The organism is Allobosea sp., from assembly GCF_035999205.1.
In the GTDB taxonomy this organism is placed as follows: Bacteria; Pseudomonadota; Alphaproteobacteria; order Rhizobiales; family Beijerinckiaceae; genus Allobosea.
Map to the genome: position 1 here is coordinate 543747 of NZ_DASYHA010000025.1, position 20774 is coordinate 564520.

The window sequence follows — 20774 nt, forward strand, 5'->3', positions numbered from 1 at the left end:
GCACTGGTTCATGCCGCCGTCTCTCACGCCGCGACCGTGGCGCGTGCCTGCGCGCCGATGCGGCGGATTTCCGGGAGGCATGAACCGCAATTGGTGCCGGCCTTGAGCTGCCGGCCGATGTCTTCGGGCGTCGTCGCACCGCCGGCGAAGGCGGCGCGGATCGCGTTGAGGCCGACGCCGAAGCAGGCGCAGACGGTCGGGCCGGGATCGGCAGCACCATCGAGATTGCGGCCGGCGAGCAACGCCAGCCGGTTCTCCGGCAGGGCCTGCGCGTCGGCGAAGGCGAGCTTGACCGTGTCCCAGAGCGGCGCGCGGCCGGAGGGCGCGACGAACAGCGCCAGGACGAGCCGGCCCTCGCGGATGACGGCGCAGCGATAGACGCCGCCCTTGGCATCGACCATCTCGGTAAGGCCATTCTCGCCGAAGGCGGCGCGAACGGCAGCCATCAGCTCGGCTGGCTCGGCATCGGTCGCGAACAGACGGCCCTCGCCGCCGTCGACCGCGAGCTTCGACCACCAGCTTCCTTCAGGCAGCGCGAAGTCCTCGCGCGACAGCACGAAGCCCTGCGACGCGTAAGCCACCGGCGCGATGGCCGAAGGCGTCGCCTTCATCTCGGGCTGGCCGGAGAAGGGGTCGCAGGCCGGCTGCACGGCGGCTCCGATGCGGGCATGCGAGGCCGTCTCGCCCGACCAGTGGATCGGCGCGAAGAGCGAGCCGGGCCCAACGCCGGCATCCAGCGTGACCTTGAGCACGACCGCGCCGAAGGCGTTGCTGATGCGGGCGAAGCCGCCCTCGCCGAGCCCGAAACGAGCCGCGTCGGCGGGGTTCACCTGGACGGCAGGCTCGGAGATATGGGCGCTGAGGCGTGGGCTCAGGCCGGTACGCGTCATCGTGTGCCAGTGGTCGCGGACACGACCGGTGTTGAGCAGCAGCGGGAACTCTTCGGTCGTGGCGTTGGCCAGCGCTGGCACGGCGAGCGGTGCCATCCGCGCGCGGCCATCGCCGGTGAAGAAGCCGCCCTGCGCGAAGAGGCGCGGCGTTCCCTGCGCGCTGCCGGCCGGCAGCGGCCATTGCACCGGCTTCAGCGCGTCATAGGCGGCTCTTGGGAGTTCGGCATGGGCGCCAATGTCGAAATCTCGGCTGCCATCGTTCTCGAAGGCGGACAGCGCAGCGTGCTCGGCATAGATCTCCGACGGGCCGGCATAGGCGAAGGCCTCGTCGAAGCCGAGACGCTTGGCGACCTCGCAGAGAATCCACCAATCCGGCTTCACCTCGCCGGGCAGAGCGAGGAAGGCGCGCTGGCGCGAGATGCGTCGCTCGGAATTGGTGACAGTGCCGTCCTTCTCGCCCCAGGCGGCGGCGGGCAGGATGAAATGCGGCTTGGCCGAGAGCGTGTCGTTGGACAGCACGTTCTCGGAGACGACGAAGAGGTCGAGGCCGCCGAGCGCCGCCTTCACCGCGTCGGCACGCGGCAGGGAGACGGCCGGGTTCGTCGCCATCACCCAGAGCGCCTTGATGCGGCCCTCGTCGACGGCCTCCATCATCGCCACCGCCTTCAGCCCTTCGGCCTGCGCCATCCTCGGCGCCTTCCAGAAGCGCCCGACAAGGTCGATCTCGGCAGCCGAATAGCCCATATGGGCAGCCAGCATGTTGGCGAGCCCGCCGACCTCGCGCCCGCCCATGGCGTTGGGCTGACCGGTCAGCGAGAGCGGCCCGCCGCCCGGGCGGCCTATGCGGCCAGTGGCGAGGTGGCAGTGAAGGATCGCCGCGACCTTGTCTGTGCCCTGCGCCGACTGGTTGACGCCCTGGCTCCAGGCCGTGACGACGGCGGGCGTTGCGCCCCAAAGCTCGTAGAAGGCGGCGATCTCGACAGGCGTCAGACCGGTTCGCTCGGCCACCCTCGCGATGCTCGGGGCGATTTCCCGGGCATTCTCCAGTGCCGCCTCGTAGCCGGAGACATGACGGGCGAGATAGGTGCCGTCGGTCAGGCCGTTGGCGGCGAGATGCACGAGCAGGCCGGCGAACAGGACCGAATCCGAGCCCGGTCTGATGGCGAGGACCATGTCTGCGTCTTCCGCAGTCGCCGTGGCGCGCGGGTCGATGACGACGATGCGGGCGCCGCGCTCGGTCCGGTTCTGCTGCATCCGGCGGAACAGGACGGGATGGCACCAGGCCGTGTTGGAGCCGACGAGCACGATCAGGTCGGCGCTGTCGAGGTCCTCGTAATTGCCCGGCACCGTGTCGGAGCCGAGCACGCGCCGGTGGCCGGCGACCGTCGAGGACATGCAGAGCCGCGAATTCGTGTCGACATGGGGCGAGCCGATGAAGCCCTTCATCAGCTTGTTGGCGACGTAATAGTCCTCGGTGAGGAGCTGGCCCGAAAGGTAGAAAGCCACCGCTTCCGGGCCGTCGCGCTCGACGATCTGCTTGAGGCCGTCGGCGACGGCGTCGAGAGCGACATCCCAGCCGACGCGGTCGTAGCCGCCATCAGCATTGCGACGCATCGGATGCAGCACGCGCGAGCCGAGCCCCAATGTCTCGCCCAGTGCGGAGCCCTTCGAGCAGAGCCGCCCCAGATTTGCCGGATGGGACGGATCGCCGGCGATCGCAGCGCCGCCCTTGCCGTCCGGCGTGGCCAGCACGCCGCAGCCGACGCCACAATAGGCGCAGGTGGTGCGGATGGCATTGCCGGGAGCCGGGAGAGTGGCGTCGCTGCGCATCTCAGGCAGCCCTCCCAATGCAGTAGGGCTCGCCGAAGGGCAGGTCGGCGCGGATGGCCGAGATGTCCTGCCCCGAACGGATCAGCCCGAGATAGAACAGCGCCCCTTGGGTATCGCCGACGAGGACACAGCCGGCGAGCCTGCCCTCACGCAGCACGAATTTGCGGTAGATGCCGGCGAAACGGTCCCGCAGCACGAGCGTCTCGTCAGCTTCGCCCGCCTCGAAATCGCCGGCCGAGAACACGCCGACGCCGCTGACCTTTAGATTGGTCGCGAGCAGCGAGCCTTCATAGGCGGCGGGCTTGCCGGCGAGCCGCGTCGCGAGCACGCGGGCCTGCTCGTAAGCCGGCTCGACCAGCCCGTAGACGCTGCCGCGATGTTCCGCGCATTCGCCAATCGCGAAGATCGAGGCGTCGTCGCTGGCCATGCCGTCATCGACGACGATGCCGCGGTTGACGCCAAGGCCGGCGGCCTTGGCGAGATCGGTGTTCGGCCGCACGCCGATCGCGATGACGACGAGATCGGCGGGGATCACCGTGCCGTCCTGGAGTTCGACACCCTCGACCTTGTCGCTGCCGAAGAAGCCCTTTGTCGCGCTGTTCAGGCGCACATCGATCCCCCGCGCCGTGATCGCGGAAGCCAGCAGGGCCGCCCCCTCGGCGTCGAGCTGGCGTTCCATCAGGCGGTCGACCAAATGCAGGAGGGTTACCTCCCCGCCGGCCTTCGACAGACCATAGGCGGCTTCCAGCCCGAGCAGGCCGCCGCCGATGACGACGATGCGGGCACCGCGCTCGGCAAAGCTGCGCATCGCCCTGACGTCGGCTGTGTCGCGGAAGGTCGCGACGCCCGGCAAGTCGCCGCCTGGGAAGGGCGGCTTCAGCGGTTTCGAGCCCGTCGCCAGGACGAGCTTGGCGTAAGGCAGGGCGAGCCCGTCTTCCAGCGTGACGGTCCTGGCTGCGCAGTCGATCGTCGAGACGGCGCGGCCATAGAGTGTCGAGACACCGCGGGCCTTCCACCAGGCCGCGGGCTTCAGCTCGATTTCGGGCTCGGCAATCTCTCCCGCGAGCAGCGGCGAAAGTAGCACCCGATTGTAGGCCAGGCGGCCTTCCGCCCCGATCACCGCGATGGAATAGCGGCCGAGCGCGCGCTGGCTGAGTTCATCAACCAGCCGCGTCGCGGCCATGCCCTTCCCGACGATGATCAGGGGCTCGGCCATGGTTCAAGCCACCCGCTTGATCTTGAGGGCTTTGAGGTAGTCCATCGGCGCCGCCGGGTCGAACTTCACGCCGTCGAAGAAGGTCTCGACGCCGCGGGTGTCGGCGGTCGGGGCACCGGCGACGCCCAGCGTCTTCGCCGCCTCGCGCCAGAGATCGGCCCGGTTGGTCTTGTCGACGAGCGCCTTGATGTCGAAGTTCGGCTCGAACTTGCCCCAGCGGATGTTCTCGGTGACGAACCAAGTGTCGAGGGACTTCCAGGGATAGGAGGAGGAACCGCCGTCGCCCCAGAACTTCATCTGCAGGTTCGTGCCCTTCACCTCGCGGCCATTGCCGTAGTTGATGTCGCCGAGCAGGCGCTTGTTGATGTCGCCGACGGGAACGTTGAACCACTGCCGGCGCCCGACGATTTCGGCGAGCTCCTGGCGGTTCTCGCGCTTGTCAGCCCATTGCTGGGCTTCCATGACGGCCATCAGGATGGCCTGCGTCGCCTTCGGGTTTGCGTCGACGAAATCGGCGCGCATGCCGAGGATCTTCTCGGGATGGCGGGACCAGAGCTCGCCCGTGGTCAGCGCCGTGTAGCCGATGTTCTGGTTGACGAGCTGCTCGTTCCAGGGCTCGCCGACGCAGAAGCAGTCCATCGTGCCGACCTTCATGTTCGCCACCATCTGCGGCGGCGGCACGGTGATGACCTTGATGTCGGTGTCGGGGTCGATGCCGCCGGCGGCGAGCCAGTAGCGGATCCAGAGGTCGTGCGTGCCACCCGGGAAGGTCATCGCGGCGGTCAGTTCCTTGCCGGCGGCCTTCTTGCGCTCGAAGGCCTGCTTCAGCGGCGAGGAATCCTTCTGGACGTTGAGGTCCTTGTACTCGTTGGAGACCGAGATCGCCTGGCCGTCCTCGTTGAGGTTCAGCAGCGTGTACATCGGCAGCGGCTGGTTGTTCTGCATGACCTTGCCGGTCGAGTAGAGATGCGTCTTCGGGCGCAGGATGTGGCCGCCATCGATGCCGTTGGCCTTGAAGCCGAGCGCCATGTTGTCGCGCGTCGCGCCCCAGGAGGCCTGCTTGGAGATGTCCATGTCGGGAACGCCGTACTTGGCGTAGAGGCCCTTCTCCTTGGCGATGATCAGCGGCGCGGCATCGGTCAGCGCGATGTAGCCGAGGCGCGTGCCCTTGACCTCGGGGCCGGTCGATTGCGCGAAGGCGCCCGACGGAAAGCTGAGCCGGGCGGCGCTGAGGAGGGCCGCTGCGCCCGTGAGCTTGAGCAGCTGGCGGCGACCGGCATCGACGGCCCGGTCGTCCATGGCAATGGCTTTCGGCTTGGTCACGACTCTCTTGGTCATCGATCGCCTCTCGTTCTGAAAATGAGTGGGCCCGCCAGCCGCCGAACGCGAAAAACGCCGCGCGAAATGCGCCCAGGGGCACGTTTCGACAGCGACGTTGCTGTGCATTCCGGTTCGGAGGATGACGCGGGCAGCGTTGGCCGCGTTGCAACAATCCTTACAAGGATCGTGCCAAGCGCCGCGCTGGCGCGCAGAGTCTGGAATTGCAATAAGTTAGCAGGAAATGGCAGGGCCGGCGCGCATGGCGCAAACTTATCCCGCGCCGCACAAAAATGCCGCTAACGTCCAAAAATTAGTCATATCGGCCATTAGGCCGGATCTGCCTTAAAAATAGGCTGGTCGATAGACCGCCCTCGCCTGCGCGGTCATTTCCGGCGTGCGGACGACCTGCCCGGCTCGCTCCATGCCCGCCAGGATCCAGTCGGCATGGGTCGGTTCGGGCCGCAATGCCGCGCGGTCAAAACGGATGAAGCGCTCGACCCGACGCGGCAGCCGTCCCGCCCCCTGCAGCAGATTGAATTGCAGCACCGGCTCGAGGATCTCGACCGGCAGGGCCAGCCGGTCCGGCGCCGCGAGATGCCTCGCGAAGCGCGGAATATTGACGGGATCGCTGGCCCAATCGCTGGCTCGCAGGATCGCGGCGGAGAGCTTGCGAACAGCCTCGGCGCGGCGCTCGACATCGTCGGCCTGCCAGGCGAGCACCTTGTCCGGGCAATCGCGCCGCAGATCGGTGCCGGTGTGAACCATGGCGCCGATACCGGCGGACACCGCCGCCGCGTTCCAGGGGGCCCCGGCACAGAAGCCGTCGACGCGGCCGCTGGTCAGGGCCTCGACGGTCTGCGGCGGCGGCACCACCTCGAAGCGGATGTCCGTGCCGAGCGACAGCCCGCCCTTCGCCAGCCATTCGCAGAGCAGATAGGTATGGCTGGAAAAGCCGAAGACGGCAGCGAGCGTCAAAGGCGGCAGGCCCGACGCCTTGCGCCGCGCGACCATTGCGGCAAGTGCCTTCGCCGAGACCTCCGTATCGGCCATGTCGCCATCGGCAAGCCGGGCCAACTCCTCATAGCGGCGCACCGAGACGGTGATCGCCGCGCCGTCGAGATTGAGCGCGAGCGGCGCCGCCATCGGCACCTTGACCCCGCCGACGCCGAGCGTCGCCGCGATCGCCGCCGGACCGAGCATATGGGCGGCGTCGAAGAGGCGGACATTCAGCTTGTCGCGCAGATTGGACCAGGAGACCTCGCGCACCAGCTCCAGGTTGAGCCCCTCGGTTTCGGCGAACCCCTCATCCTTGGCGAGCACGACGAGCGCGCAGTCGACCAGCGGCATGAAGCCGACACGCAAGTGCAGCGTCACTTGAACACCTCCGCAGCCGTGATGATCGAGCGTGCGATATCGACGAGCTTGCGCTTCTCGTTCATCGCGGTGCGCCGGAGCAGGGCATAAGCCTCGTCTTCCGACAGGTTCTTCATGCGCATGACGATGCCCTTGGCCTTATCGACCAGCTTGCGCTCCTCGAGCTGGGAGCGGGCCTCGTCGAGTTCCTCGCGCAGCTTGCGAAAGGCGTTGAAGCGGCTGATGCAGGTCTGAAGGATCGGCTGCATGCGCTCCTTCTTCAGCCCGTCGACGATGTAGGCCGAGACGCCAGCCTCGACCGCCGCCTCGATCGAGGCCGAATCCGACTGATCGACGAACATGGTGATCGGCCGCTTCACATGGCGGCTGACCAGGAACATGTCGGCCAGCGCATCGCGACTGGGATCTTCGAGATCGATGACGACGACATCGGGATCATGGGTCTCGATCGCCGCTACGAGACCATGCGTCGCGCCAATGCGGACAAGGTCGGTGAAGCCGGCCTCACGCAGGCCCTCATCGATGATGGCCGCGCGCACCGGATTGGCGTCGACGATCAGGATTTTCAGATCCGGCCTCATGATCGGCAGTGGGGCAGTGTTAGCTTCGGCTCGCGAAGCGCCCTGTGGCGCCCCGCATATCTATCCTTGGTCGGCGTGCAGCGCGAAGCCCGGCGAAAGCCTTCGTCACGCCGCTGGCGCAGCCCGCAGGCCGCCCGCCGTCTCGATGAAATCCACCACCACATCGACCCCCTCGCCCGCCTTGGTATTGGTGAAGACGAAGGGGCGCTTGCCGCGCATCTGGCGCGAATCCCGGTCCATCACGGCCAGATCTGCACCGACATGGGGGGCGAGATCGGTCTTGTTGATGACGAGCAGGTCCGAGCGCGTGATGCCCGGCCCGCCCTTGCGCGGGATCTTCTCGCCGGCCGCGACATCGATGACGTAAATCGTCAGGTCGGCGAGCTCGGGCGAGAAGGTCGCAGCGAGGTTGTCGCCGCCGGATTCGATCAGGATGAGGTCGAGCTTCGGGAACTTGCCGCGCATCTCCTCGACCGCCGCGAGATTGATCGAGCAGTCCTCGCGGATCGCGGTATGGGGGCAGCCGCCGGTCTCGACGCCCATGATCCGCTCCTGCGGCAGCGCACCCGCGACCGTCAGCAGCCTGGCGTCTTCCTTGGTATAGATATCGTTGGTGATGGCGCAGAGATCGTAGGCGTCACGCATCCGCTTGCAGAGCACCTCCATCAGCGCCGTCTTGCCGGAGCCGACAGGGCCGCCGATGCCGACGCGAAGCGGACCATGGGGAGAGCGCGACATCTTCAGAGTTCCTTGAGCAGCAAGACAGGGTAGCCGGCCGTGGCGGCAAGGCAAAGCAGGGCGTGGTGATGCAAGTCGCGCGCCGCGCTCACGACCGGAACAGCCGCGAATACTGCGTCTCGTGACGCAGCGAGGCGATGTCCGAGCGCAACGTGCAGCCGCCGAGGTCGCCCAGTGTCGCAGGCGCGGCGCCCGCTGCCGCGACCTGCACGGCGGGGACCAGCGCGGCCGTCACCTTCTGCCCATCGGTCTGACCGACGATGCCGAGCCGGACCGAAGCCGAAACGAGATTGGCGACGAAGGCGAGGCCATAGGCCTCCAACGAGGCCGCCAGCGGCAGGCCATGGCCGGCGCTCGCGGTCGCCACGGCAAGCGGATAGGCGACATCGCCGGCCCAAGCGGCCTTGAGGCGATCGATGGCGGCGCAGGGCCAGGCGGCGCGCAGCGCCGTGACGAAGGCGTTGCCCTGGGTCACGGTCTCGAGCCGTCGCTCGGCGGAATTCGCCAGCGCCAGTGCGAGCTCCGCGATCTCGACGAGGGCGGCATCGTCGCCCGTTTCGACCGCACGGGCGGCGCAGGCGAACAGGATCAGATCGTTGCGCAGCGAGCCGTGGGAAACCAGCGCCTCCAGCCAGTCCTGGAGCGTCGCGGCATCATGCAGGTCGCCGCTTTCGAAGGCCCATTCCAGGCCATGCGAATAGGCGAAGGCGCCGACCGGGAAGGACGGCGACAGCCAGACCATCAGGGGCAGATGGGCCGCCATGGCCGCAATGCTCAATGATCGTGGGAGTGGCCTTTGTGGCCGTGTTCCGCGCCGTGCTTGTGGCCGTGGTCGTGATGACCGTGGTCGTGCCCGCAGCCGCAGGCATCGCCGTGGGAATGGGCGTGAGCGTGGCTGTGCGCGTGCGCCTCGGCATGGCTATGGGCATGGCCGTGGTCGCCGTGACCATGGCCATGGTGATCGTGGTGGCCATGGTCGTGATGGCCGTGACCATGATGATGGTCGGGATGGTCGCAATTGGCGTGGTCGTGGTCGTAGGCACCGCGCTCGGGCTGGAACGGCCGCGTCACAGCGGTCATCGCGCAGCCCTGGCCACGAACCATCTCGGCGAGGACATGGTCGTTCTCGATATAGATCGCATCCGCCGTGATCTCGGCCGGGGTGTGGCGGTTACCGATATGCCAGGCTACCCGCATCAGCCGCAGCGGGTTCTCGGCGCGGATCTCGAGCAGGCTCTGCGGCGCGGCCTTGATCAGGACGAGCCGGCCGTCTTCCAGCTTCACGGCGTCGCCGTCGCCGAGCGCCGTCGGCTTGTCGAGATCGAGCAGGACATCGAGGCCGCCATCGCCCTTGAGCGCGAGGCGGCGGCGGTTTCTGTCGTCATGGTCCAGCGTCAGCGTATCCACGACGCGGTCTTGCCTGACGGCGGCCTTGCGAACGACGGAGATGGCGCGAAACATGATGAGGCGTCCGTGACAGATAGAGATCAGAGGCAGTCGATCGACCGCGGCTCGACCACTTCGATCACCGGAGGCGCCGTGACGCAAGCCCTCGTCGCCTCCAGGAACGCGACCATGTGCGGAGAACGCATGTGGCGATCGATGTCCGCGCGCGTCTCCCAGCTTTCAAAGGATACGAAACGACAGGCCTGCGTCAGGCTCTCATGAATTTCGTAGGCAAGGCAGCCTTGTTCCTTGCGGGTCTCGGCGATGCATTCATTGGCAGCTGCGACAAATTGCTCCCACGCGTCGGGGCGGACCTCGACGCGTGCGATGACGATGAAAGGCTCAGACACTAATCAGGCTCCGAAAAGCGACGGGCATGAAGCCTGACTACGCAGTGGCAGCTTGCCTGGATGCAGAGCCGCTCAGAAAAGGATCGCCTGTCGATCCTCACGCCGAACGATCGGCGCGCCTCATCGCGGCAGCGACTTCACTTCGGCGTCGAACTTCTTCAACAAGCGCGAGCGCTCGGCGGGGGAGCCCCAGCGCGGGGTGTCGTAGTCGATCAGCTTCATCTCCGAGAACTTCGGCGCGTCAGGCGAGAGTGCCGAGTTCCGGTTCGAGGGGATCGAGTTGATCTTGAGCTTGGCGTTGATGTTCTGCGCCTCGGGCGACAGCGTGAAATCGACGAACCTGCGTGCAGCTTCCGGGTTCCTGCCGCCCTTGATGATCGAGACAGAGCCGGTTTCGTAGCCCGTGCCCTCGCAGGGCGCGACCGTCTCGATCGGCGCGCCCTGCAGCTTCTGCGTCAGCATGTCGTGGATGAAAGCGATGCCGACCGTCGTTTCGCCGAGCGCGGTCGCCTTGACGGGAGCGATCCCGGACTTGGTGTACTGGTTGATGTTCTTGTGCAGGGCCTTGAGATAGTCGAAGCCCTTCTCCTCGCCGAGGCGCTGGACCGTCGTCGCCAGGAACACATAGGCCGTTCCCGAGGAGTTCGGATCAGCGATCTGGACCTCGTCCCGGAATTTGGGATCGAGCAGGTCGGACCAGCATTTCGGCGCCGCGATCCCGCGCTTCTTGAGCAGCTCCGTGTTGTATCCGATGCCGAGCGCGCCGAGATAGATGCCCGATGTCCTGAACTTGGCCTGCTCGGCATGGCGCTGCGCCCAATCGAGCAGTTCCGCCTGCTTCGGCGACTTGTACTCGTCGAGCAGCCCCTCATCGGCGGCCTGCAGATGCGGCTCGCCGGGGCCGCCCCACCAGACGTCGCCGCGTGGATTGCCGGCCTCGGCCTTGACCTGGGCATAGACCTCGCCAGTGCTCTTGCGCACCATGGCGACCTTGATGCCGGTCGCCTTCTCGAACATCGTCGCGCCCTCGCGGCACTGCTCCTCGAGGATCGAGCAGTAGACGGTGACCTCGCCCTGTGCCGAAGCGGGGAGCGCAAGGCCCACACCGAACGAAACAGCAAGAGCAAAGGCCCCGATGCGGGCGGCGCGGTAGCGGTCCATGGCGTTCTTCCCAGTCGATAATCTTTTGCCGACTAGAAAACTGCTGCCCTTCGCCGTGTCAATGCCCAGTCGCCATCAACGGCTGCGCGTGCGATCCGGCAGGGCATCGATCGCCTCTTCGGCCCCCTGATCGCGCTTGAGCACGCCCTCGCGCAGGACTTTCGTCGCGGCTTGTGCCTTTTTCTGGCTCGATGTCGGGATAGGTGCGGTTTCTGGCGTTGCCGTCAGCCCGACCTTATCCGGCTTGTGGCCGGCATTGCGGGCGCTGGCCGCGAAGGTGGCGAGCGCCTCGGGTTGCCGTCCCTTGGGATCGCCGGCGTTCTTGTGAGCCATGTTGGACCTCCCCTGCTCTGGCAGGGGAGGAACGCGGTGCCGGGCGGCCTGTTCCGCGGCTTCGCTGCTCAGAACAGGAAGTAGCGCTGCGCCAGCGGCAGTTCCTTCGCGGGCTCGCAGACCAGCAACTCTCCGTCCGCCACCACGGCATAGGTCTCGGGGTCGATCTGGATGTCCGGCGTGGCGTCGTTGTGGATCATGCTCTTCTTCGAGATGCCGCCGCGGGTGTTCTCGACAGCGACCATCTCCTTCTCCGTGCCGAGCCGGTTGCGGAGGCCGTTCGCCATGGCCGCCTGCGAGACGAAGACCAGCGAGGTCGAGGTCACGGCCTTGCCGAAGGCGCCAAACATCGGCCGGTAATGCACCGGCTGCGGCGTCGGGATCGAGGCGTTCGGGTCGCCCATCGGAGCGGCCGCGATCGAGCCGCCCTTGATGACGAGATCGGGCTTGGCGCCGAAGAAGGCCGGCGACCAGACCACGATGTCGGCGAGCTTGCCGATCGCGATCGAGCCGATATGGCGCGAGATGCCATGCGAGATCGCCGGGTTGATCGTGTATTTGGCGACATAGCGCTTGGCGCGGAAATTGTCGGCGCCGGTGCCGACGTCCTCGGCAAGAGCGCCGCGCTGGACCTTCATCTTGTGGGCGGTCTGCCAGGTCCGGGTGACGACCTCGCCGACACGGCCCATGGCCTGCGAATCCGACGACATCATCGAGAGCGCGCCGATGTCGTGCAGGATGTCCTCGGCCGCGATCGTCTCCTTGCGGATCCGGCTCTCCGCGAAGGCGAGATCCTCGGGGATCGAGGGCGACAGGTGATGGCAGACCATCAGCATGTCCAAATGCTCGTCGAGCGTGTTGACCGTGAAGGGCCGGGTCGGGTTGGTGGATGAGGGCAGCACGTTCGGAAGCCCTGCGACCTTCATGATGTCGGGCGCATGGCCGCCGCCCGCCCCTTCCGTATGGAAGGCGTGGATGGTGCGGTTCTTGAAGGCCTTGATCGTGTCCTCGACGAAGCCGGACTCGTTCAGCGTATCGGTGTGGATCATCACCTGCACGTCATAGTCGTCGGCGACCGAGAGGCAGTTGTCGATCGCAGCCGGGGTCGTGCCCCAGTCCTCGTGCAGCTTCATGGCGCAGGCGCCGGCCTCGATCATCTCGACCAGCGCGCCGGGAAGCGCGGCATTGCCCTTGCCGGCGAAGGCGAGGTTCATCGGGAAGGCGTCAGCCGCCTTGATCATCTGGCCGAGATGCCAGGGGCCGGGCGTGCAGGTCGTCGCCAGCGTACCGTGCGCGGGACCGGTGCCGCCGCCGAGCATGGTGGTGAGGCCGCCCATCAGCGCGTCCTCGATCTGCTGCGGGCAGATATAATGGATATGGCTGTCGAAGCCGCCGGCGGTAACGATCTTGCCCTCGCCGGCGATGACCTCGGTGCCGGGGCCGACGATGATCGTCTCGGTCGGATCGAAATTGCCGAAGCCGCTCTGGATGTCGGGATTTCCGGCCTTGCCGATGGCAACGATGCGTCCGCCGGTGATGCCGATATCGGCCTTTACGATGCCCCAGTGGTCGAGGATCAGCGCGTTGGTGATGACTGTGTCGACGGCGCCGTCGGCGTTGCGCACCTGCGACTGGCCCATGCCGTCGCGGATGACCTTGCCGCCGCCGAACTTCACCTCCTCGCCATAGGTGGTGAAGTCCTTCTCGACCTTGATCCAGAGATCGGTATCGCCGAGACGCACCGTGTCGCCGGTGGTCGGGCCGAACATCGCGGCATAGGCGTTGCGCGGGAAGTTGAAGGGCATCGTCTCGTCTCCTCCTCAGGCCGCGCTCAGAGCTTGCCCATCACATCCTGACGGAAGCCGTAGACCTCGCGCTTGCCGGCGAGTGCCACGAGCTTCACGTCGCGGGTCTGGCCAGGCTCGAAGCGCACCGCCGTGCCGGCGGGAATGTCGAGCCGGAAGCCCCGCGCCTTCTCGCGCTCGAAGGCGAGCGCCGGGTTGGCCTCGAAGAAATGATAGTGTGAACCGATCTGGATCGGCCGATCGCCGGTATTGGCGACCGTCAGCGTCAGGCTGTCACGGCCCTCGTTCATGATCAGGTCGCCCGGGAGGGTCTTGACCTCGCCCGGCTTCAGCGCCCCGAGCGAACCGCGGATCGGCTCATGCACGGTGACGAGCTTGGTGCCGTCCGGAAAGGTCGCCTCGACCTGGACGTCGTGGATCAGTTCGGCGATGCCGTCCATGACCTGGTCGGCGCTGACGACATGGGCGCCGGCCTGCATCAGATCGGCGACCGATCGGCCGTCACGCGCACCTTCGACGACGAAGTCGGTGATGAGCGCGACGGCCTCGGGATAGTTGAGCTTGACGCCGCGCTCCAGCCTGCGCCGCGCCACCATCGCGGCCATGGCGACGAGCAGCTTGTCCTTTTCGCGCGGCGTCAGATTCATTGCTTCGCCTTCTCTTCGTCCTCGTCGACCTCGTCTTCGGAGGCCTCGTCCTCGTCGTCCTGATCTTCGTCTTCCTCACCGTCTTCGTCGTCTTCGTCCTCGACGGCGAAATCGGCATATTCGTAAGCGAAGACGATCTCGCCCGTCGCCGGATCGAAGGCGCTGGAGGTGGATTCCTCGAAAGCCTCGATCAACATCTCGGCATCATCGGGTCCGTCGACCTCGAAACGGCGCACGGCCTCCTCGCCCTCCCCGCTCAGGGCAAGTTCGATGGCCCAGCCACGCGCGCCGGTGTCGTAGATGCACTTCAGACCCTGGATCGCCAGCATCATGCTCTCCTCAAGTTGACCAGGTGCGCGGCAGCGCACGGCCGGTCAGATGCCCGAGCAGCGTGACGAGCACGCGACGCAAGCGTTGGGCGTCGCGGGAGAGAAGGCGGATCACAAGCAGGTCCGAGACAATGCCGGCGCCGAGTTCGACGTCGCCTGCGTGCTCGTCGGCGCCCTGCGCACGGACCAGATCGAGCCTGTCCTGAAGGTCGCCGCCGGCCGAGATGAGCGTGGCAGCGGCGCGGGCCCCGGCGCCGACGGCCGGCCGCGCCAGCGTCTCGGCCATGGCCCCTTCGAGCCGCACATCCTCGGCGAAGACCAGCCTGCCCTCGCGGCGGATGCGCCAGCGGTCGCGCAGCGTGCCGCGCAGCATCGTCTCTCCCATGGCGGCGCGGCCGAAGAAAACTGTCTCGCAGGCGACGAGCCGGGCATCCGCGGCCAGATCGACGTTCAGGCTGCGGGCCAGCCGCGCGCCGGAGAAAAGGATGCTTTCCTGTGGCAGCCAGGCGAGGCTCGCGCCTGCACCGACAGACAACGTCGTCTCGATGCGCGTGTCCGAGCCCTGGCTGCGATAGATCTTCTCAGCCGCCTGCGTCGTGACGATCGCATCGCTGCCGGGGCCAAGGTCGATGTCGACGCGCATCGCGTCACCGCCGGCCATGCCGCCGCCGGTGTTGATCAGCACGGCCTCGCTGGTCGCGTCGAACGTCGTCGGAAATCGGGCGCGATAGCCGCCGGTTTCCGACACGTCGAGGCGATGCGTCTGCCCGGCGATGCAGCCGAAGCGCAGCCCTACTCCGCCTGCGGCGCGCACATAGGCGGGCAGGAGCGGATCACTGGCTGCCGGAAGGGGCGGCGCGAACATGGAAAGGCCCGAAGCAAAGACATCGACAACGCTTCAGCAATCTTCCGCGCAGCCGCTTGCCGGGCAAGGGCCTCGGGGCGCTAGCGCGCCCAAATTATAGGCAATACGCGATCAGCCCGGCGCGCCTCGATCTTGCAGGAAAGCCTCGATCTCGGCACGGCGAGGCGCACCGGCGCGCCCGCCGAAGCGCGTGCATTTGATCGCAGCCGCCGCCGAGGCGAAGCGGATCGCCGAACGTTCGCCCTGCCCCTCGGCCAAGGCCAGTGCGAAGGCGCCGTGCCAGACATCGCCGGCGCCGAGCGTGTCCACGGCCTCGACCGAGAAGGCCGGCATATGCGCGACGGCGCCATCTTCGAGGAACAGCACGCCTTCCTGGCCGAGCGTCACGGCAAGCCAGGTCGGGCCCTCGCGCGCAATCCGTATGAGCCCGGCGCGCGGATCGTCCTCGCCGGACAGTTCGCGCAGCGCCTGGGCGCTGAAGGCGACATGGCTGGCGGTGCCGACGAGATCGGGATGAGGCGGCTTGCGATCGCCGTCGAGAACGCCCGGCACGCCCGCCTGCCGCGCCAGCCGCAGCGCCGCCAGCGCCCCTTCCCCCCAGCGCGTGTCGGTCAACACGGCGCGTGCTCCGTCCGGCAAAGCGGTCGGGAGCCAGTCCGTATCCTCCGGCATCTCCGGATCGGAATAGGAGATCACCATGCGCTCGCCCTGCGCGTCGACCAGGATGGCCGAGACCGGCGAGCGCAGGCCGGGAACGCGCCGAGCAAAGCGCGTGTCCACCCCCTCGCCCGCCAGATCGGCGACGATCTGGTCGCCGGTCAGGTCGTCGGCAAGGCGGGTCGCGAGCCAACAGCATCCGCCGAGGCGAGCGATCGCGACGGAGGCATTGCCGGCGCAGCCCCCGCCGACGACGGCGAGCCCCTTCGAGCGGTACTTTTCGCCACGCGTCGGCATGGTCTCGACGCTGTAGACATAGTCGAGCGTCGAGATGCCCAGGCAGAAGACGCCCGTCATGCGTCTTCCCGCGCGAGAGCCCTGCCGATCACCAGGCACCCGTGTTCGGCATGCTCAGCCACGGCTCGGCCGGCGGCTTGGGATCGCCCTTCTGGAGCAGTTCGATCGAGATGTTGTCGGGCGAGCGGACGAAGGCCATGTTGCCGTCGCGCGGCGGGCGGTTGATCGTGACGCCGGCCTTCATCAGCTTGTCGCAGGTCGCGTAGATGTCGTCGACCTCGTAGGCGAGATGGCCGAAATTCCGTCCGCCGGTATAGACCTCCGGATCCCAGTTGTAGGTCAGCTCCAGTGTCGGAGCGCCGCGCGAGCCGCCTGCGCGAGCCGCGTCGAGATCGTCGGTGGATGCGAGGAAGACGAGGGTGAAGCGGCCCTTCTCGTTCTCGATGCGGCGGGTTTCGACCATTCCGAACTTGTTCACATAGAAGTCGAGCGAAGCGTCGAGATCGGTGACGCGGACCATGGTGTGGAGATAACGCATATTGAACTTCCTCTCCGGTCGGCATCAAAAGGCCGAACTCGTTCTGATGGGGCCCGGCGGGCGGCGCCGGGTTGATCCTACCGTTGAATCGGGCGAAAGCATCGCCTCTCCCGAAAACAGTTCCAAGACGCAGCCGGCAGGACGGGCCATGAATTCAATGCAAGACGCGCCGGACGGCACGCCCGTCCGGGCGACTGCGACCCAGATCTCGCAGATCAAGCAGCGTGCCGCCATCCTCTCGGTGATGGCGACGCTGCTCCTGACCGGCGCGAAGTTCATCGGGGCGATCCTGTCCGGCTCTCTGGCGCTGCTGGCGGATGCGCTGCAGGGCCTGATCGATGTCGGCTCAACGCTATTCACCTGGTTCGCGGTGCGCGTGTCCGACAAGCCTGCCGACGAGGAACACCATTACGGCCACGGCAAGGTCGAGGCTCTGGCGGCGCTCGTCGAGACCGCCATCCTGTTCACGCTGGCCGGCGCGATCCTCTGGGAGGCCGGCAATCGCCTGTGGACGGGCCTGATCGAAACCGTGCAGGTGACACCGCTCGTCATCGGCATCATGCTGCTGTCGATGGTCGTCGACGCGATCCGCTGGCGCTCGCTGACCAAGGTGGCGAAGGAGACCGGCAGCGAGGCGCTGGCCGCCGAGGCGACGCATTTCTCGGCCGATTTCGTCGGCTCGACGCTGGTGCTGGTCGGCCTGATCGGCGTCTGGTACGGCGTCGCGCGCGCCGACACGATCGCCGCCTTCGCGATCGCCGCCTATACCGCGTTCTCGGCCTACCGCCTTGCCCGGCGCGTCCTCGACACGCTGATGGACGCAGCGCCCGAAGGCGTCAGCGACAAGCTGCGCGAGGTCGCCCGCAACGTGCCCGGCGTGGTCGGGGTCAACTGGCTCAGGGTCCGGCCTGCCGGTGGGCGCATCCATGGCGAGATCGGGATCAGTGTCTCCCGGACGCTGCCGCTCGACCGTGTCGCAGCGATCAAGGCCGGGCTTGCAGGCGCGCTGCTGAATGCGGAACCCGATGCCGAGATCACGATCACCGCCGATCCCGTACAGGTCGACGACGAAACCGCGCTCGAACGCGTGCTGCTGATCGCCCTCAAGCTCAAGATCCCGGTGCACCATGTCACTGTGCACACCATCGGCCAGCGCCTGTCGGTCAGCCTCGACATGGAGGTGGCGGCCCAACTGCCGCTCGGCCAGGCACATGAGATCGCCAGCCGCCTCGAGGCCGCGATCAGGGCCGAGTTCGGCGGCGAGACCGAGGTCGAGACCCATATCGAGCCCATGGAGACCGAGACCCCGACGGGGCACGACGCGGCCTGGGAAGCGGTCGAGGACATCGGCAAAGCGCTCGCCGCGGAGGCTGCCAGCCTTGCCGGGCCGGTCCACGACATCCATAGCGTCAGGGTGCGCCAAACGCCGAAAGGCCTCGTGGTGAACTACCATTGCCGGGTCGATCCGGCGCTTGACGTCGCCTCGGTCCACACCGCCGTCGACCAGATCGAGCGGGCCGTCAGGATCGCCCGGCCCCAGGTCTGCCGCCTCGTCAGCCACGCCGAACCGGCGATCAGGAGCTTCGCAAGCTAGACAACGCTACCGGCCCTGCCCTATCGGCACCTCGCCAGGCGGGCTACAGACCAGCTACGCTAACTAACTTCGCCTGACACGCCGCTTGCCAGAGTTTTCCATGCGCTCCGAAGACACTCCGCTGATCCGCCTCGAGGATTATCGTCCGTCGGACTGGCTGATCGACACAGTCGATCTCGACATCAGCCTGCATCCGACCAAGACGCGGGTGCGCTCACTGTTGGGCCTGCGGCCCAATCCGGCTGGGCGGCCGGGCGCACCGCTGGTGCTCGACGGCGACGAATTGTCCCTGAGCGCGCTGCGACTGGACGGCCTGCTGATCGAGGAAAGCGCTTACAGCGTCACGCCGCAGAGCCTGACACTGCATGCCCCGCCTGCCCGTCGCTTCACACTGCTGATCGACACCGAGATCGATCCTTCCGCCAACACCAAGCTGATGGGGCTCTATCTCTCGTCGCGGGTGTACTGCACGCAATGCGAGGCCGACGGCTTCCGCCGGATCAGCTATTTCCTCGATCGTCCGGACGTGATGTCGGTCTATACCGTCCGCCTCGAGGCGACGAAGCTGATCGCGCCGGTGCTGCTGTCCAACGGCAATCTCGTCGCCGCAGGCGAGGTGCCGGGCGGCGAGCGCCACTTCGCCGTCTGGCACGATCCCCACCCCAAGCCCGCCTATCTGTTTGCACTGGTCGGCGGTGCGCTCGACCATGTCCGCCAAGACTACGTCACGGCCGATGGCCGCAATGTCGAACTCGCCGTCTATGTCGAACCGGGCAAGGCCGACCGCGCCGGATGGGCGATGGACTGCCTGATCCGCTGCATGCGCTGGGACGAGCGCGTCTTCGGTCGCAACTACGATCTAGACGTGTTCAACGTCGTCGCCGTCTCCGATTTCAACATGGGCGCGATGGAGAACAAGGGCCTCAACATCTTCAACGACAAATATGTGCTCGCCGATCCGCAGACCGCGACCGACGGCGACTACGCCTCGATCGAGGCCATCATCGCGCATGAGTATTTCCACAACTGGACCGGCAACCGCATTACCTGCCGGGACTGGTTCCAGCTCTGCCTGAAGGAAGGCCTCACCGTCTTCCGCGACCAGGAATTCTCCTCCGACGAGCGCTCGCGCCCGGTGAAGCGGATCGCCGATGTCCGCACATTGCGCACGACCCAGTTCTCAGAGGATGCCGGGCCGCTGGCTCACCCTGTCCGGCCGCGCGCCTACAAGGAAATCAACAACTTCTACACACCGACCGTCTACGAGAAGGGCGCGGAGGTGATCCGCATGCTCAAGGTCCTGATCGGCGACGACGCCTTCCGGGCCGGCATGGACCTCTATTTCGAGCGCTGCGACGGCACAGCGGCGACGATCGAGGAATTCCTCGCCTGCTTCGCGGAAGCCTCCGGCCGGGACCTGGCGCATTTCGCGCGCTGGTACGAACAGTCGGGCACGCCGACGATCGTGGCGTCGGGGCGCTATGACGCCGCCGCCCGAAGCTACACGCTCGACCTCGCCCAGACGACGGCGCCCACACCGGGCCAGCCGGAAAAGCTGCCCGTCGTTCTGCCCGTCGCGCTCGGCCTCGTCGGGGCGACGGGCGACCTGCCGCTTAAGACGGGTTCCGCCGCCTATGCAGGCGACGGGCTCGTCGTGCTCGACCAGCCGTCGCTTTCGGTGACCTTCAACGATGTCGCCGAGCCTCCGATTCCCTCGCTGCTGCGCGGCTTCTCGGCTCCGGCGCGGCTGGAACTCGATCTCTCTGACGCGGAGTTGCTGCGGCTGTTCTCGACCGACAGCGACTCCTTCAACCGCTGGCAGGCCCTGCAAACGGTCGCGACCCGCGCCTTGGTGGCCGCAGGGCGCGACCCGAGCCGACGCGATGCGCTCATCGCGACCGCCGGTGAACTCGCCGACGTCCTGGGCGGCTTCCTGCGAACGCAGGCTCCGACGGACCCCGCCTTCGCAGCACAAGTGCTACGGCTGCCGGCCCAGTCCGACATCGCCCGCGAGATCGGCGGCAATGTCGACCCGGATGCGATCCATGCCGCCCATCGCCTTCTCTCGGTCGAAGTCGGACGCAGCATCGCGGCGCAGCTCCATGAATTGCGCGAGGTCCTGAGCACGCAGACCGCCTATCGCCCCGACGCGACCTCCGCCGGGCGGCGCGCCCTGCGCAACGAGGCGCTGGGGCTGATCGCGCTCACCGCCCCGGATACCGGCGCACGCCTCGCGACGGCGCAGTTCGTGACCGCCGACAACCTGACCGACCGGCTGGCCGCGCTGGCGGCGATGACGCTGGTCGAGGGCGAGGCCCGCGAGGCCCTCATCGCCCGCTTTGCGCAGACCTATGCGGCCGAGCCCCTGGTGCTCGACAAATGGCTGATGGCACAGGCGCTGATCCCGGAACCCGGCACGCTCGACCGGGTCAAGGCCCTGATGCAGCACCCGGCCTTCTCGCTCGGCAACCCCAACCGCGTGCGGGCGCTGATCGGCGGCTTTGCCGCCAATATGACGCAATTCAACCGCCCTGACGGCGAGGGCTATGCTTTCGTCGCCGACATGGTGATCGCGCTCGACCGGACCAACCCGCAGGTCGCCTCGCGCCTGCTCGGTTCGTTCAAGAGCTGGCGCATGCTGGAGCCCGGCCGGAAGGCGCTGGCCGAGGCCAGATTGGCCATCGTGGCGCAGACGCCGAACCTGTCGCGGGACGTCGCCGACATCGCCGAACGGACCCTCGCCTGAACAGGTTAACGCGCACCTGTCCGAAAGGTTAACGTTTCATTACGCGCGCAGGATTCA

Annotated in this window: 19 protein-coding genes; 2 read left to right on the forward strand and 17 right to left on the reverse strand. The window is 67.1% G+C overall.

From position 1 onward, the window contains the following. Nucleotides 1-23 precede the first annotated feature (23 nt). The 17 genes from VGN82_RS18005 to VGN82_RS18085 form a co-directional block, all read right to left on the reverse strand. On the reverse strand, nucleotides 24-2720 hold the full coding sequence (locus VGN82_RS18005; RefSeq protein ID WP_327528412.1) for a nitrate reductase: 2697 nt from the start codon (nucleotides 2718-2720) through the stop codon (nucleotides 24-26). 1 nt (nucleotide 2721) lies between these two features. Beyond that, nucleotides 2722-3936 (reverse strand): NAD(P)/FAD-dependent oxidoreductase, encoded by a 1215-nt coding sequence (locus VGN82_RS18010; protein WP_327528413.1) that lies wholly within the window; start codon nucleotides 3934-3936, stop codon nucleotides 2722-2724. Between the two features lie 3 nt (nucleotides 3937-3939). After that, a complete protein-coding gene (locus VGN82_RS18015) occupies nucleotides 3940-5235 on the reverse strand; it encodes a CmpA/NrtA family ABC transporter substrate-binding protein (protein ID WP_327529175.1) in 1296 nt (431 codons plus the stop codon). A 363-nt stretch (nucleotides 5236-5598) separates the two neighbouring features. After that, nucleotides 5599-6630, reverse strand: coding sequence for a CmpA/NrtA family ABC transporter substrate-binding protein (locus VGN82_RS18020; protein WP_327528414.1), 1032 nt, complete (start codon nucleotides 6628-6630; stop codon nucleotides 5599-5601). Continuing rightward, entirely contained in the window at nucleotides 6627-7211 is a 585-nt protein-coding gene (locus tag VGN82_RS18025; protein ID WP_327528415.1) for an ANTAR domain-containing response regulator, read from the reverse strand. Before VGN82_RS18025 ends, VGN82_RS18020 begins: the two co-directional genes overlap by 4 nt. Before the next feature lie 105 nt (nucleotides 7212-7316). Then, complete coding sequence (gene ureG, locus VGN82_RS18030; RefSeq protein WP_327528416.1) at nucleotides 7317-7949, reverse strand: urease accessory protein UreG; 633 nt, start codon at nucleotides 7947-7949, stop codon at nucleotides 7317-7319. Between the two features lie 88 nt (nucleotides 7950-8037). Further along, nucleotides 8038-8712, reverse strand: a complete 675-nt coding sequence (locus VGN82_RS18035; RefSeq protein WP_327528417.1) for an urease accessory protein UreF — start codon at nucleotides 8710-8712, stop codon at nucleotides 8038-8040. An 11-nt stretch (nucleotides 8713-8723) separates the two neighbouring features. Beyond that, nucleotides 8724-9410, reverse strand: a complete 687-nt coding sequence (locus VGN82_RS18040; RefSeq protein ID WP_327528418.1) for an urease accessory protein UreE — start codon at nucleotides 9408-9410, stop codon at nucleotides 8724-8726. A 26-nt stretch (nucleotides 9411-9436) separates the two neighbouring features. After that, on the reverse strand, nucleotides 9437-9745 hold the full coding sequence (locus VGN82_RS18045) for a putative quinol monooxygenase (RefSeq protein ID WP_327528419.1): 309 nt from the start codon (nucleotides 9743-9745) through the stop codon (nucleotides 9437-9439). A gap of 120 nt (nucleotides 9746-9865) precedes the next feature. Further along, nucleotides 9866-10906: an ABC transporter substrate-binding protein gene (locus VGN82_RS18050; RefSeq protein ID WP_327528420.1), complete on the reverse strand. Its 1041-nt coding sequence runs from the start codon at nucleotides 10904-10906 to the stop codon at nucleotides 9866-9868. A 75-nt stretch (nucleotides 10907-10981) separates the two neighbouring features. Then, nucleotides 10982-11239 carry a hypothetical protein gene (locus tag VGN82_RS18055; protein WP_327528421.1) on the reverse strand — a complete coding sequence of 86 codons (258 nt, stop codon included), beginning with the start codon at nucleotides 11237-11239 and terminating at the stop codon, nucleotides 10982-10984. A 68-nt stretch (nucleotides 11240-11307) separates the two neighbouring features. Further along, complete coding sequence (gene ureC / locus VGN82_RS18060; protein WP_327528422.1) at nucleotides 11308-13044, reverse strand: urease subunit alpha; 1737 nt, start codon at nucleotides 13042-13044, stop codon at nucleotides 11308-11310. Between the two features lie 26 nt (nucleotides 13045-13070). Further along, a complete protein-coding gene (locus tag VGN82_RS18065; RefSeq protein WP_327528423.1) occupies nucleotides 13071-13691 on the reverse strand; it encodes an urease subunit gamma in 621 nt (206 codons plus the stop codon). Beyond that, the gene (locus tag VGN82_RS18070; protein WP_327528424.1) at nucleotides 13688-14020 is read right to left on the reverse strand and encodes a hypothetical protein; all 333 of its coding nucleotides are present in this window, start codon (nucleotides 14018-14020) and stop codon (nucleotides 13688-13690) included. Before VGN82_RS18070 ends, VGN82_RS18065 begins: the two co-directional genes overlap by 4 nt. Before the next feature lie 10 nt (nucleotides 14021-14030). Beyond that, nucleotides 14031-14885, reverse strand: a complete 855-nt coding sequence (locus VGN82_RS18075; RefSeq protein ID WP_327528425.1) for an urease accessory protein UreD — start codon at nucleotides 14883-14885, stop codon at nucleotides 14031-14033. Nucleotides 14886-14996: 111 nt separating this feature from the next. After that, entirely contained in the window at nucleotides 14997-15899 is a 903-nt protein-coding gene (locus VGN82_RS18080) for a PfkB family carbohydrate kinase (protein WP_327528426.1), read from the reverse strand. 28 nt (nucleotides 15900-15927) lie between these two features. Continuing rightward, the gene (locus VGN82_RS18085) at nucleotides 15928-16377 is read right to left on the reverse strand and encodes a VOC family protein (protein WP_327528427.1); all 450 of its coding nucleotides are present in this window, start codon (nucleotides 16375-16377) and stop codon (nucleotides 15928-15930) included. A 148-nt stretch (nucleotides 16378-16525) separates the two neighbouring features. Here VGN82_RS18085 and VGN82_RS18090 point away from each other — a divergent pair, with 148 nt between their 5' ends. Next, entirely contained in the window at nucleotides 16526-17971 is a 1446-nt protein-coding gene (locus tag VGN82_RS18090; protein WP_327528428.1) for a cation diffusion facilitator family transporter, read from the forward strand. A gap of 100 nt (nucleotides 17972-18071) precedes the next feature. After that, nucleotides 18072-20717 (forward strand): aminopeptidase N, encoded by a 2646-nt coding sequence (gene pepN, locus VGN82_RS18095; RefSeq protein ID WP_327528429.1) that lies wholly within the window; start codon nucleotides 18072-18074, stop codon nucleotides 20715-20717. Nucleotides 20718-20774 lie beyond the last annotated feature (57 nt).